The following is a 13468-nucleotide window of genomic DNA, read 5'->3' as shown; positions in this document are numbered from 1 at the left end:
CGCACCATCCCGTCCCGCTCGGCAGTACAGGTTTCCGGCATGGCGGTCTTGCCGCAACGCGCCGTCCGAGCCCGGCATGCACCGGGTTCGTCGGCACATCCGTACGCGAGCAGTAAATCCGCCGTGTTTCATAACGCTTCGCTGAACGCGCATATAGAATGGCGTTTTTCCTAGCGTCTAACGCATCGTCCTGGAGATTTCTCAATGGCTAAGCCCGCAAAGCGCGTTGCCGTCACCGGCGCCGCAGGTCAAATCGCTTACTCCCTGCTGTTCCGCATCGCCAATGGCGACCTGCTCGGCAAGGATCAGCCGGTCATCCTGCAGCTGCTCGATCTGCCGCAAGCGCAAGCCGCCGTCAAAGGCGTCGTGATGGAACTGGATGATTGCGCCTTCCCGCTGCTGTCGGGCGTCGTGATCACGGACGACCCGAAGGTCGCGTTCAAGGACGCCGACATCGCCCTGCTGGTCGGCGCGCGTCCGCGTTCGAAGGGCATGGAGCGCAAGGACCTGCTGTCGGCCAACGCCGAAATCTTCACGGTTCAGGGCAAGGCGCTGAACGACGTCGCGAGCCGCGATGTGAAGGTGCTGGTGGTCGGCAACCCGGCCAACACGAACGCCTACATCGCCATGAAGTCGGCGCCGGATCTGCCGAAGAAGAACTTCACCGCGATGCTGCGCCTCGACCACAACCGCGCGCTGTCGCAACTGGCCGCCAAGTCGGGCAAGCCGGTCGCGTCGATCGAAAAGCTCGCCGTGTGGGGCAACCACTCGCCGACCATGTACCCGGACTTCCGCGTCGCAACGGCCGAAGGCCAGGACCTGACCAAGCTCATCAACGACGAAGAATGGAACCGCAACACGTTCATCCCGACCGTCGGCAAGCGCGGCGCGGCGATCATCGAAGCGCGCGGCCTGTCGTCGGCGGCCTCGGCGGCTAACGCGGCAATCGACCACGTGCGCGACTGGGTGCTCGGCACCAACGGCAAGTGGGTCACGATGGGCATTCCGTCGGACGGCTCGTACGGCATCCCCGAAGACATCATCTACGGCGTGCCGGTAACCTGCGAAAACGGCGAGTACAAGCGCGTCGAAGGTCTCGCCATCGACGCGTTCTCGCGCGAAAAGATGGACGGCACGCTGCAGGAACTGCTCGAAGAGCGCGAAGGCGTTCAACACCTGCTGGGCTAAGCCTCCGATGCAAACGAACCGGAACTCCGAAGCTTCAGCGCGGCGGGTTCCGGTTTTTTTCGCGCAAATTGCCGTGCGAATTGCCGTTGAAATCGCCACTGAAAGGCAGCGGTTCGCAACGGATTCGAGCCTGCTTTGCAGTTGCCGCGCAGCGCCTCTGCAGAGCACGCCCGAATCCGGTTTTCTCTAATCACCCCATCCTTCACGCCGAAGATGCGCGTTCTCACACCCGCCGAAGTGCTGTTTGACGGCGAAGCGCCGCCCGCTGTGCTGCCTGCCTGCGACCACTACGCCGGCAGCGAAAAGCTGATGCTGAAGTCGCTCGCGTTGCAGCAGCAACTGGGCCCGGTGTTCGATATCACGCTCGATTGCGAAGACGGCGCCCAGGTCGGCCGCGAGGCCGAGCATGCGGAACTCGTCGCGTCGTTGCTCGGCAGCGAGCACGACCGCTTCGGCCGTGTCGGCGTGCGCATCCACGACTTCGCTCACGCGCACTGGCGCGACGACGTGCGCCTGATTCTGCGCGCCGCGAAGCGAGCACCCGCTTACATCACGTTGCCGAAAATCCGCAACGTCCACGATGCGGCCGAAATGGTCGCGTTCATCGAAGCGACACGGCGCGAGCTGAACATCGCACAACCGGTGCCGGCGCAACTGCTGGTCGAAACTCACGGCGCGCTCACGCGCGTGTTCGAGCTGGCCGCGCTGCCGGGCGTCGAGGCGCTGAGCTTCGGCCTGATGGATTTCGTCTCCGCGCACGACGGCGCGATTCCCGACACGGCCATGCGCTCGCCGGGCCAGTTCGATCATCCGCTCGTACGGCGCGCCAAGCTCGAAATCGCGGCCGCCTGCCATGCGCATGGCAAGGTGCCCTCGCATAACGTGAGCACCGAAGTGCGCGACATGAGCGTGGTCGCCAACGACGCCGCCCGCGCGCGCAACGAGTTCGGCTACACGCGCATGTGGAGCATCCACCCCGCGCAGATCGAGGCGATCGTCGCCGCGTTCGCGCCGCGCGACGAGGAAATCGCCACGGCCGCCGAAATCCTGCTGGCCGCGCAGTCCGCGCAATGGGGCCCGACGCGTCATCGCGATACGCTGCATGACCGCGCGAGCTATCGCTATTACTGGTCGGTGCTGCGCCGCGCGCAAACCACCGGCCGTGCGGTTCCGCCAGAAGCGGCGCCGCTGTTTGCGCAAGCAGGCGCTAACGGACAGTCCGGCACATGAGCCGCGCGGGTCAAACGGCGGCGGCAAGCCGGCACACAGGAGAAAGCGGAAGATGAGCGAGACGACGCAAACCGCTGGCGCAGTGGGCGGTAAGGAAGCACAAAGCGAAACGCAAAGCGGCTTCAAACCGAAGAAATCCGTCGCGCTGTCGGGCGTGACCGCGGGCAATACCGCGCTGTGCACGGTCGGCAAGACCGGCAACGACCTTCACTATCGCGGCTACGACATTCTCGACATCGCCGGTGCCTGCGAATTCGAGGAGATCGCCTATCTGCTGGTCCACGAAAAGCTGCCGACCGCCGCCGAACTGAAAGCCTATAAAACAAAGCTCAAGGGCCTGCGCGGACTGCCCGCCAACGTCAAGGCCGCGCTCGAATGGCTTCCGGCCGCCGCGCATCCGATGGACGTGATGCGTACCGGCGTTTCCGTACTCGGCACCGTGCTGCCCGAGAAGGATGACCACAACCTGCCCGGCGCGCGCGATATCGCCGATAAGCTGATGGCCTCGCTCGGCTCGATGCTGCTCTACTGGTATCACTACTCGCACAACGGCAGGCGCATCGAGGTCGAAACCGATGACGATTCGATCGGCGGTCACTTCCTGCATCTGCTGCATGGCGTCGAGCCGTCGAAGTCGTGGGTCGATGCGATGCACGTCTCGCTTAATCTCTACGCCGAACACGAGTTCAACGCCTCGACGTTCACCGGTCGCGTGATCGCGGGCACGGGCTCGGACATGTATTCGGCGATCACCGGCGCGATTGGCGCGCTGCGCGGGCCGAAGCATGGCGGCGCCAACGAGGTCGCCTTCGAGATCCAGTCGCGCTACCCGACGCCCGACGAAGCCGAGGCGGACATCCGTCGCCGCGTCGAGAACAAGGAAGTCGTGATCGGCTTCGGTCATCCGGTGTACACGATCTCGGACCCGCGCAACAAGGTCATCAAGGATGTGGCGCAGAAGCTCTCGAAGGAAGCAGGCAACACGAAGCTGTTCTCGATTGCGGAGCGGCTCGAAGCGGTGATGTGGGAAGCGAAGAAGATGTTCCCGAATCTGGACTGGTTCAGTGCGGTGTCGTATCACATGATGGGCGTGCCGACCGCGATGTTCACGCCGATCTTCGTGATCGCGCGCACGGCGGGCTGGAGCGCGCACATCATCGAGCAGCGCATCGACAACAAGATCATCCGGCCGAGCGCGAATTACACCGGCCCCGAGAATTTGAAGTACGTGCCGCTAAATAGGAGAAAATAGCGCTCGCTGCGCGCTTTCGAAGCGCGCGCAGTTCAACCCGCGCGGCCCCCGGAACCGGTCTCCCGTGCACTGTTTAACTGAAATTAGATAGAAAGGTTTTCTCCATGAAAAAGCTGATGATCGCCGCCGTGATTGGCGCCCTGTCCACGACGATGCTGTCCGTCTCGACTGACGCCGCCGCGCAAACGGCGACCACCACGAAGCCGACCACCAAGCCGGCTGCCAAGAAGGCCGTCGCCAAGCGTCCGGAACCGCGCCGCCTGATCAAGCGCAAGCCGAACCCGGCGAAGGAAGCGAAGGTCGATCCGGTACCGGACGGCGCCGAAAAGTGGTCGTGCAAGGACGGTCTTTCTTTCGAAATGAAAGGCGACATGAAGCGCGACCAGATCGTCACGGTTCACTGGGCCAACAAGAACTACAACCTGCCGCGCGAAACGACCACCACGGGCGCGGACCGCTTCCACGACGCCGCAAGCGGCATGGACCTGGTCGTGATCCCGACCAAGGCGATGCTGTTCCAGGACAAGGACAGCTCGCGTCTCGCCGACGAGTGCCAAACCGCAGCCATGGCGCAAGGCGCGCCGGCAGCGACGCAATCGAACGCGATCAACAAGCTCGGCAACTAACTGATTTCCGCCGTCAGGAACGCTCCCCGATGTCTGCTCCGCTGATGTCAACGATATCGAACGTACGACCCGCCCCGGACACCGTCCTGGCGGATATCGTCGACTACGTTCTGAACTATCGGATCGACAGCACGCTCGCGCTGGAAACCGCGCGGCACTGTCTGATCGACACGCTCGGCTGCGGACTCGAGGCGCTCACCTACCCGGCCTGCACCAAGCTGATGGGACCGATCGTGCCGGGCACGATCGTCCCCAACGGCGCCAGGGTGCCCGGCACGTCGTTCCAGCTCGATCCGGTTCAGGCCGCCTTCAATATCGGCGCGATGATCCGCTGGCTCGACTTCAACGACACCTGGCTTGCCGCCGAATGGGGTCATCCGTCGGATAACCTCGGCGGAATTCTCGCGACGGCCGACTGGCTCTCGCGCACCGCCATCGCAGCGGGCAAGGCGCCGCTGACGATGAAAGACGTCCTGATCGCAATGATCAAGGCGCACGAAATTCAAGGCTGCATCGCTCTCGAAAACTCGTTCAACCAGGTCGGGCTCGATCACGTGCTGCTCGTCAAGCTCGCCTCGACCGCCGTGGTCGGCCAGCTGATCGGCCTCACCCGCGACGAACTGATCAACGCGGTATCGCAGGCGCTCGTCGATGGGCAGGCGCTGCGCACCTACCGCCATGCGCCGAACACGGGCTCACGCAAATCGTGGGCAGCCGGCGACGCGACTTCGCGCGCGGTGCGCCTCGCGCTGATTTCGAAGACCGGCGAGATGGGCTATCCGTCGGTGCTCACGGCAAAAACGTGGGGCTTTTACGACGTGCTGTTCAAGGGCAACGCGTTCAGGTTCCAGCGTCCGTACGGCTCGTACGTGATGGAAAACGTGCTGTTCAAGATTGCGTTTCCGGCCGAATTCCACGCGCAGACCGCCGTGGAAGCCGCGCTCGCGCTGCATGCGCAACTGGCCGCGCAAGGCCGGCGCGTCGAAGACATCAGCAAGATCACGATTCGCACGCACGAAGCGGCGCTTCGTATCATCGATAAGAAAGGGCCGCTCGACAATCCGGCCGACCGCGATCATTGCCTCCAGTACATGGTCGCGGTGCCGTTGATTTTCGGCCGCCTCACCGCCGCCGATTACGAAGAGTCGGTCGCGCGGGACGCACGCATCGACGCGCTGCGCGCGAAGATGGCATGCGTCGAAGACGCGCAATTCACGAAGGATTATCACGATCCGGAGAAGCGTTCGATCGCCAATGCATTGACGATCGAATTCGACGACGGGGCGAAGTTCGACGAAGTCGTAGTCGAATACCCGATCGGGCACAAGCGCCGTCGCGAAGACGGTATCCCGTTGCTGGTCGAGAAGTTCAGGACCAACCTCGCGCGGCGCTTTCCGGTCAAGCAGCAACTGGCGATTCTCGGCGTGTCGCTCGATCAGGCCAGGCTCGAATCGATGCCGGTCAATGAGTACGTCGATCTGTACGTCATCTAGGTTAAGTACTGTAGTTCCGCGATCCAAACCAAGGAAAACACCATGGCCCACAACCTCCACAAAACGCTCAAGGAATTCGACAGCGGTTCCGGCAAAGGCAAGTTCTACTCCCTGCCGCAACTCGGCAAGGCACTGAACATCAAGATCGACCGCCTGCCGGTTTCGATCCGTATCGTGCTGGAATCGGTGCTGCGTAACTACGACGGCAAGAAAATCGCCGAAGAACACATCACGCAACTGGCGAACTGGAAGCCGACCGCCGCGCGCGTCGACGAAATCCCGTTCGTCGTGTCGCGCGTCGTGCTACAGGACTTCACGGGCGTGCCGCTGCTCGCCGACATCGCCGCAATGCGCGGCGTCGCGAAGGCCGTCGGCAAGAACCCGAAGTCGATCGAGCCGCTCGTGCCGGTCGACCTCGTCGTCGACCACTCGGTGCAGATCGACCACTTCCGCGAGAAGGGCGCGCTCGACCTGAACATGAAACTGGAATTCCAGCGCAACAACGAGCGCTACCAGTTCATGAAGTGGGGCATGCAGGCATTCGACACGTTCAAGGTCGTGCCGCCGGGCGTCGGCATCGTTCACCAGGTGAACCTCGAATACCTCGCACGCGGCGTGCACAAGAAGGCTGACGGCGCGGACACCGTGTACTACCCGGATTCGCTCGTCGGCACCGACAGCCACACGACGATGATCAACGGCATCGGCGTGGTCGGCTGGGGCGTGGGCGGCATCGAAGCCGAAGCCGGCATGCTCGGCCAGCCGGTGTACTTCCTCACGCCGGACGTGGTTGGCGTGAACCTGAAGGGCAAGCTGCGCGAAGGCGTGACCGCCACCGACCTCGTGCTGACGATCACCGAACTGCTGCGCAAGGAAAAAGTGGTCGGCAAGTTCGTCGAGTTCTTCGGCGAAGGCACGCGCTCGCTGTCGCTGCCGGACCGCGCGACGATCGGCAACATGGCGCCGGAATACGGCGCGACGATGGGCTTCTTCCCGGTCGACGAAAAGACCATCGACTACTTCAACGGCACGGGCCGCACCGACGCCGAAATCTCCGCGTTCGAAAACTACTTCAAGGCGCAGGAGCTGTTCGGCATCCCGAGCGAAGGCGACATCGACTACACGAATGTCGTCACGCTCGATCTCGGCACGGTCGCGCCGTCGCTGGCCGGTCCGAAGCGTCCGCAAGACCGCATCGAAATCGGCAACGTGAAGTCGACCTTCAGCGACCTGTTCTCGAAGCCGGTCGCCGAAAACGGCTTTGCGAAGAAGGAAGCCGACCTCGACGCGCAATACACGACGAGCAACGGCGTCGACGTGAAGAACGGCGACGTGCTGATCGCCGCGATCACCTCGTGCACGAACACCTCGAACCCGAGCGTGCTGCTGGCTGCCGGTCTGCTCGCGAAGAAGGCTGTCGAGGCTGGCCTGACGGTCGCGCCGCACATCAAGACGTCGCTGGCGCCGGGATCGCGTATCGTCACCGAGTACCTGACGAAGACCGACCTGCTCAAGTACCTCGACAAGCTCGGCTTCACGCTGGCCGCTTACGGCTGCACGACCTGTATCGGCAACGCGGGCGACCTGACGCCGGAACTGAACGAAGCGATCACGAAGAACGACATCGTCGCGGCGGCGGTGCTGTCGGGCAACCGTAACTTCGAAGCGCGTATTCACCCGAACATCCGCGCGAACTTCCTCGCCTCGCCGCCGCTCGTCGTCGCCTACGCGATCGCCGGCAACATCACGCGCGACCTGATGACCGAGCCGGTCGGCAAGGGCAAGGGCGGCAAGGACATCTACCTGGGCGACATCTGGCCGACCAGCGAAGAAGTCAACGCGCTGCTGAAGTACGCGCTCGACGCCGACGCGTTCCGCAAGAACTACTCGCAGCTCACGAAGAAGGGCGACCTGTGGAGCAAGATCGAGGGCGAGGAAGGCCAGGTCTACGACTGGCCGAAGTCGACCTACATCGCCGAGCCGCCGTTCTTCGGCAAGGACTTCTCGATGACGCCGGACACCAGCATCGCGCCGGTCAAGGGCGCGCGCGCACTGGGCATCTTCGGTGACTCGGTCACGACCGACCACATCAGCCCGGCCGGCTCGATCAAGGAAGACTCGCCGGCAGGCAAGTGGCTGAAGGCGAACGGCGTGCAGAAGGCCGACTTCAACAGCTACGGCTCGCGCCGCGGCAACCACGACGTGATGATGCGCGGCACGTTCGCGAACGTCCGCATCAAGAACCTGATGATCCCGGCGAAGGCGGACGGCACGCGCGTCGAAGGCGGCCTGACGATTCACCAGCCGAGCGGCGAACAACAGTCGATCTACGACGCAGCGATGAAGTACATCGACGCCGGCACGCCGACCGTCGTGTTCGCGGGCGAAGAGTACGGCACGGGTTCGTCGCGCGACTGGGCGGCGAAGGGCACGCAACTGCTCGGCGTGAAGGCCGTGGTCGCACGCAGCTTCGAGCGTATCCACCGCTCGAACCTCGTCGGCATGGGCGTTCTGCCGCTGCAGTTCAAGGGCTCGGATAGCGTGCAGTCGCTCGGCATCACCGGCGAAGAAACGTACGACATCGAAGGCCTCGGCGACGACTTCAAGCCGCAACAGGAAGTCACGCTCGTGATCCACGGCAAGGACGGCGACAAGCGCGTTCCGGTCCTGCTGCGTATCGATACGCCGATCGAAGTCGACTACTACAAGCACGGCGGGATTCTGCCGTTCGTGCTGCGTTCGCTGCTGGCTGCTTAAGCTCGGCGACGACGCAAACAGCCTCGCTGTTTTGCAGGGGCTGCGTCCTGTGGAGGGCGCAGCCGACTTTGAAGCCCGACCTTTGGTCGGGCTTTTTTTGTCAAGATTCGAACAGGCAATCAGCGGCTCGCCGGCTGCAGTTCAAAACGTTGAATCTTTCCGACGACGAACAGGTAGCAGACGATTGCAATGAGCGCATTGGCGCTCACGAACACCAGCGCGGCCGCGAACGAACCCGTCCCCTGGACCAGATAGCCGATCACGATCGGCGTGGTAATACCCGCGGTATTGCCGAACGTGTTGAATAGCGCCGCGCACAGGCCGCTTGCCTGCTTCGGCGCGGTGTCCGCGACGACCGCCCAGCCGAGCGCGCCAATGCCCTTGCCGAAGAAAGCCGCGGCCATGATGCCGACCACGATCCACTGATTGTCGACATAGTTGCAGGCGATCATGCAGGTCGACAGCAGCATCCCCACGACAATGGGCACTTTGCGGGCCGCCGTCGTGGAAAAGCCGTGCTTCATCATACGGTCCGAAATCACGCCGCCGAGCACGCCGCCAAGAAAGCCGCATATCGCCGGAATGGACGCGACGAAGCCGGCCTTCAGAACGGACATATGGCGCTCCTGCACCAGGTAAATCGGAAACCACGTCAGGAAGAAATAGGTCAGCGTGGTGATGCAGTACTGTCCGACGAAGACCCCCATCATCATTCTGTTTTTCAGAAGCTGCCCGACCACGCCGGACGATTTCGCAGCCGCGGACTGGCCCGTCGATTGCGCCGCGCGGCGCTCTTCGGCGAGCACCGGGTCTTCGAGATCGACAAGCGCGCCGCCGTCGGCGATGAAGCGGACTTCAGCCTCGTTCGCGAGCGGATGGGATTTGGGCGCATAGACCGTCTTGACCCAGATGCCCGCGATCACCACGCCGATCCCGCCCATCGTAAAGAACACGTACGGCCAGCCGTAGGCGTGCGTGATCCAGCCCATCAACGGCGTGAAAATCACCGCCGCGAAGTACTGCGCGGAATTGAAGATGGCGCTGGCGGTGCCGCGTTCGTGCGTCGGGAACCATGCCGCGGTCAAGCGCGAATTGCCAGGGAATGCCGGTGCTTCGGCGGCGCCGACCAGAAACCGCAACACGAACAGCGTGGCGACGGCCATCACCGCGGGCAGCAGCGTAACCAACCCCTGGAGCGCGGTCAGGATCGACCAGAACAGGATGCTGCCGGCATACACCCGCCTTGTGCCGAAACGGTCGAGCAGCCACCCGCCCGGTATCTGCGCGATCACGTACGACCACGCGAACGACGAAAAGATGTACCCCATCTCAACGGGGGACACGCCGAGCGAATGCTGGATCGACGAGCCCGTGATCGAAATCGTCGCGCGATCCGCGAAGTTCAGGGTCGTGACCACGAACAGCATCGCAACGATCAGGAATCGCGCCCGGCTTCTACCGGCATGCGGATCGGTCCGTCCCCCGGCCGAAGGCAGCGAGCCTGCTCCGAGGTCCGGTCCGGGTGCCGCGCTGCCCTGCATCTCACCTGTATGCCCAGGTCCTTGTCGCATCTGTGCCTCCGATTTTTATCAGATGTCCTATGACTTCGACAGATTATGTTTGCGCAAACATTTTTAAAATAAGGGTTTTCCCCGGTGTTTTAGGCTGTCTAAACATACGATGTCATATGATAGATATCGCGTTTTCCCAGACCTTTAACCCCGGCACACAACGGGGCGGCGGAAAAAATCCGCTTAAAATAACGTCCACCGACGGAGCAAGGAATGGACGAAGCTTTGACACAAGACGCCGCAGGACAGGCCCCCCGGACCGGCGCGAGCGTTACCCTGGAAGATGTGGCCCGGGTCGCGGGCGTCACCGCGATGACGGTGTCCCGTGCACTGAATCGCCCCGAACTCGTCCGCAGTGAAACGCAAAAGCGGGTTATCGAGGCGGTGCGCAAGACGGGCTACGTGCCGAACATGCTGGCCAGCGGATTGACGAGCAACAGGAGCCGGCTGGTGGCCTTGCTGTTGCCCACCATTGCGACGTCCATCTTTACGGATATGGTCCAGGCGCTGATGCACACGCTGTCCGCGTCGGGCTACGAGACCCTCCTCGGCCTGACGGAATACTCCTCGATGCGCGAGGAAGAACTGGTTCGCACCCTGCTCGGCCGGCGGCCCGACGGGATCGTCCTGACCGGCACCGACCACACGGACCTCACGCTCGAACGGCTGAGCCAGGCCAACGTGCCCATCGTCGAAATCTGGGACCTCACCGATAAGCCTATCGACATGCTGGTCGGGTTCTCGCACGAGGCGCTCGGCTCGGCGGTCGCGCGGCACCTCATGGAAAAGGGCTACAAGCGGTTCGGCGTCGTTTCCGCGGACGACCCGCGAGGATTGAGGCGGAGCCACGCCGTTATCAACGAACTGCAAAAGCACAGTGCGTCGCCAATTCCCCTTGAAGTGCTCCCCGCACCGGCGACGCTCCAGACCGGCAGGGAAGGCCTGACGCGGATGCTCGAAGCGGGGCTGCCGGAAGTCATCGTCTGCAGCACCGATACGCTGGCTCAAGGCATTCTGGCCGAGGCGGCAAGCCGCAGCCTGCGCATTCCCGAAGACATCGCGGTCATGGGATTCGGCGACCTGAGTACGGCCGCTCACGTTTATCCCGCGCTATCGACCGTGCGCGTCGATGGAGCCGCGATCGGCAAGACCGCGGCCGAAGCGTTGCTGGGCCGCTTCGGTGCGCGCGAGAGCGCCTCTTCGGCGCCCGTTCGGGTCGATACGGGGTTTTCGATCATCGACCGGGCGAGCGCATAGCGACGCGTGCCGCGATTGATATGCGCGGTATCGACGTCTCAAACAGCGGACGCGTGCGGGCTCACGCGCACGATCAGCGCATCACCCATCCCCCATCCACGGACAGCGTCTGCCCGGTAATGAACCCCGCTTCCTCGGAGGCGAGAAAGACGACCGCGGCGGCAATATCGTTCGCGTGGCCGCGCCGCTTGATGGACTGGCGCTCGAGCACCATGCGCTCGTAACCCGGCAGGTCGGGATGGATGGCCTCGGCCGCCGTCGGAAATGCGCCCGGCGAGATCGCATTGCAGGTGATGTCCTCGGCGCCGAACTCCCGCGCGAGCGCGCGCGTGTTGCCGACCATCGCGCCCTTGGATTCCACATAGGGCTGCAACCGCTCCCAGCCGCCCGAAAGCGTGATGGACGCGACGTTGATAATGCGGCCCCATCGCTGTTCGCGCATGCCCGGCAGCGCCGCGCGAACGATCTGCAGTGCGGCCGAAACGTTCACGCGGTAAATCAGCGCGCGCTCGTCGTCGGAATACGCTTCGAAGGGCCTGGACGGATAAATGGCCGCGTTGTTGATGACCACGTCGAGCGGCGCCTCGGCCGTCAGCCGGTCTAGTGTCCGCTGCAACGCGGCTGCGTCGGCGAGATCGATCTGCAGGGTTTGCAATGAGTCGGCGAACTCGGGCCCCGCCGCGTCGCGCAACCGCGCCAGCGCCTCGACGTCGCGATCGAGCGCGAGCAGGCGCGCGCCCTGCCGCAACAGCGCCAGGCTCATGCCGTGGCCGAGCCCGCCCGCCGCGCCGGTCAGCAACACGCGCCGGCCACGCAAGGAAAACTGCATCGCTTGCGCGCTCATACGGCGGCTCCTCGTCCTTCGCGTCCGCTCAACGGCGCAAACTGGCCGGAGAGTTCGGGGTAGTCGTCGGACGGCTGTTCGGCAATCGCGCGAATGCGCCGCTCGCTGCCGGCAATTTCATCCGCGCCGGCGAGGATGCGGATGTTGGTCTGATAGCGGCGCTCGTCGCCATGTTCGAGCCAGATCAGTTCGCCGCGCTCGCGCGCGCCGCCTTCTCCGAGCACGTGATTCGTCGAGGGCTCGATGCCGAGCGCGTACTGTCCGGCCTGCAGGTTCTGCCATTGATACTGACACGGAAACTGGTCCTTGCGGGTCGTCACTTCCACGCCGATGCCGAGCCGGTCGTTGACCAGCGCCACGGGCACGAGGCCCGCGTCGTCCGCCTTCATTTCGTGCTGCCAGACCTGCTCGTGAAAACCCAGTTGGGGCGCCGGCATGCGCCGATAGCCGACTCCCTGGGCACGGTACGCATCGGCATGTGCCGCCCATACCGCGTGCCGGATCGGCGCGAGGTAGCGGGCGCCCTCGTCGAGCACCGGGTAGCCGATGTTCAGGTGGTAGCACAGCATGTGCGGCGTGCGGTAGAAACCGCGATTGACCACGCGGTCGCTCAGTTGAATGTCGTTGGTGCCCACCTCGATCTCGATGCGCCGATGCAATTCCAGGTGCTCGCCGAACACCGTGCCCTGCGAAACGATGCCCTCGGCCCACAGGAAGCAGCGCTCTCCGTCCCAACGCTCGCCATAGCCCGCGAGGCGCGCCGGGATCGTGCCGACCCGGCCGTGGATCGAGTGCTGCACCTTCTGGCGCGGCTTGTACACGTAGTTGTCCGCGGGCGCGTCATGCATGAAGAGGATATGGTCCAGCCCGCAGGTGACCATCAGGCCCGAAAACGACCGCAGCCAGCCGAGACCGCCCTCGCCCTCGTACTCGTGCAGGCCGGGATGCCGGAAACCGGCGGGCGAATGCCAGCCCACCGCATAGCCGCGAAACTCGCAGTCGGCGATATCCATCGCGCGATCCACCAGCACGGTAAAGCGCAGACCCGTGCCGCTGCGAAACTCCAGTTGCCGGATGCCGCGCTCCAGGCCATCTTCGAGCGTGACCAGTCGCACGCCGGCAAACTGGGCCAGTTGTCCGCAGCGCGCTTCGATCTGCTGCCGGTTCATCGTCGTGGCGTATAGCTGCACCATGTGTACGTCTACTCCGGAAACCGGCACTCGCGGTGCCGGGTTGATGTGGAAGGCGGG

At 63.8% G+C, this 13468-nt stretch carries 10 protein-coding genes; 7 read left to right on the top strand and 3 right to left on the bottom strand.

Annotated elements, in window-relative coordinates; all coding sequences use genetic code 11:
* Positions 1–204: 204 nt before the first annotated feature.
* The 6 genes from F3J19_RS06790 to acnA all read left to right on the top strand — a co-directional run bounded on the left by F3J19_RS06790 (position 205) and on the right by acnA (position 8546).
* Positions 205–1188, top strand: coding sequence for a malate dehydrogenase (locus tag F3J19_RS06790; protein WP_062128179.1), 984 nt, complete (start codon positions 205–207; stop codon positions 1186–1188).
* 213 nt (positions 1189–1401) lie between these two features.
* Complete coding sequence (locus F3J19_RS06785) at positions 1402–2418, top strand: aldolase/citrate lyase family protein (RefSeq protein WP_167039067.1); 1017 nt, start codon at positions 1402–1404, stop codon at positions 2416–2418.
* Between the two features lie 52 nt (positions 2419–2470).
* The gene (prpC, locus tag F3J19_RS06780; protein WP_205192619.1) at positions 2471–3670 is read left to right on the top strand and encodes a 2-methylcitrate synthase; all 1200 of its coding nucleotides are present in this window, start codon (positions 2471–2473) and stop codon (positions 3668–3670) included.
* Between the two features lie 104 nt (positions 3671–3774).
* The gene (locus F3J19_RS06775; protein WP_167039065.1) at positions 3775–4296 is read left to right on the top strand and encodes a hypothetical protein; all 522 of its coding nucleotides are present in this window, start codon (positions 3775–3777) and stop codon (positions 4294–4296) included.
* A 29-nt stretch (positions 4297–4325) separates the two neighbouring features.
* Positions 4326–5789 (top strand): bifunctional 2-methylcitrate dehydratase/aconitate hydratase, encoded by a 1464-nt coding sequence (locus F3J19_RS06770; protein WP_167039063.1) that lies wholly within the window; start codon positions 4326–4328, stop codon positions 5787–5789.
* A gap of 42 nt (positions 5790–5831) precedes the next feature.
* Positions 5832–8546, top strand: a complete 2715-nt coding sequence (gene acnA / locus F3J19_RS06765; RefSeq protein WP_167039061.1) for an aconitate hydratase AcnA — start codon at positions 5832–5834, stop codon at positions 8544–8546.
* Between the two features lie 119 nt (positions 8547–8665).
* Here the strand turns inward: acnA and F3J19_RS06760 are convergent, their stop codons facing one another.
* Positions 8666–10117 (bottom strand): MFS transporter, encoded by a 1452-nt coding sequence (locus tag F3J19_RS06760; protein ID WP_275692055.1) that lies wholly within the window; start codon positions 10115–10117, stop codon positions 8666–8668.
* A gap of 213 nt (positions 10118–10330) precedes the next feature.
* On the opposite strand from F3J19_RS06760, the gene F3J19_RS06755 reads away from it, so the two are divergent.
* Positions 10331–11374, top strand: a complete 1044-nt coding sequence (locus tag F3J19_RS06755) for a LacI family DNA-binding transcriptional regulator (RefSeq protein ID WP_167039059.1) — start codon at positions 10331–10333, stop codon at positions 11372–11374.
* Positions 11375–11447: 73 nt separating this feature from the next.
* On the opposite strand, the gene F3J19_RS06750 is transcribed toward F3J19_RS06755, so the two are convergent.
* Together F3J19_RS06750 and F3J19_RS06745 are read right to left on the bottom strand one after the other, a co-directional pair.
* On the bottom strand, positions 11448–12176 hold the full coding sequence (locus F3J19_RS06750; protein ID WP_205192617.1) for an SDR family oxidoreductase: 729 nt from the start codon (positions 12174–12176) through the stop codon (positions 11448–11450).
* A 38-nt stretch (positions 12177–12214) separates the two neighbouring features.
* A complete protein-coding gene (locus F3J19_RS06745) occupies positions 12215–13411 on the bottom strand; it encodes an aldose 1-epimerase family protein (RefSeq protein ID WP_167039055.1) in 1197 nt (398 codons plus the stop codon).
* Between the last annotated feature and the right edge of the window lie 57 nt (positions 13412–13468).

The organism is Burkholderia sp. Ax-1724 (assembly GCF_011752995.1).
GTDB lineage: Bacteria > Pseudomonadota > Gammaproteobacteria > Burkholderiales > Burkholderiaceae > Paraburkholderia.
The sequence above is the reverse complement of the archived record's forward strand: the minus strand, read 5'-3'. Positions and strand labels throughout refer to the sequence as shown.

Excerpts from the sequence above, each read along its gene's own strand:
- F3J19_RS06775 (WP_167039065.1), top strand. The coding sequence starts at position 3,775 with ATGAAAAAGCTGATGATCGCCGCCGTGATTGGCGCCCTGTCCACGACG.
- F3J19_RS06770 (WP_167039063.1), top strand. The coding sequence starts at position 4,326 with ATGTCTGCTCCGCTGATGTCAACGATATCGAACGTACGACCCGCCCCG.
- acnA (WP_167039061.1), top strand. The coding sequence starts at position 5,832 with ATGGCCCACAACCTCCACAAAACGCTCAAGGAATTCGACAGCGGTTCC.
- F3J19_RS06790 (WP_062128179.1), top strand. The coding sequence starts at position 205 with ATGGCTAAGCCCGCAAAGCGCGTTGCCGTCACCGGCGCCGCAGGTCAA.
- F3J19_RS06755 (WP_167039059.1), top strand. The coding sequence starts at position 10,331 with ATGGACGAAGCTTTGACACAAGACGCCGCAGGACAGGCCCCCCGGACC.
- F3J19_RS06745 (WP_167039055.1), bottom strand. The coding sequence starts at position 13,411 with ATGGTGCAGCTATACGCCACGACGATGAACCGGCAGCAGATCGAAGCG.
- F3J19_RS06785 (WP_167039067.1), top strand. The coding sequence starts at position 1,402 with ATGCGCGTTCTCACACCCGCCGAAGTGCTGTTTGACGGCGAAGCGCCG.
- F3J19_RS06760 (WP_275692055.1), bottom strand. The coding sequence starts at position 10,117 with ATGCGACAAGGACCTGGGCATACAGGTGAGATGCAGGGCAGCGCGGCA.
- prpC (WP_205192619.1), top strand. The coding sequence starts at position 2,471 with ATGAGCGAGACGACGCAAACCGCTGGCGCAGTGGGCGGTAAGGAAGCA.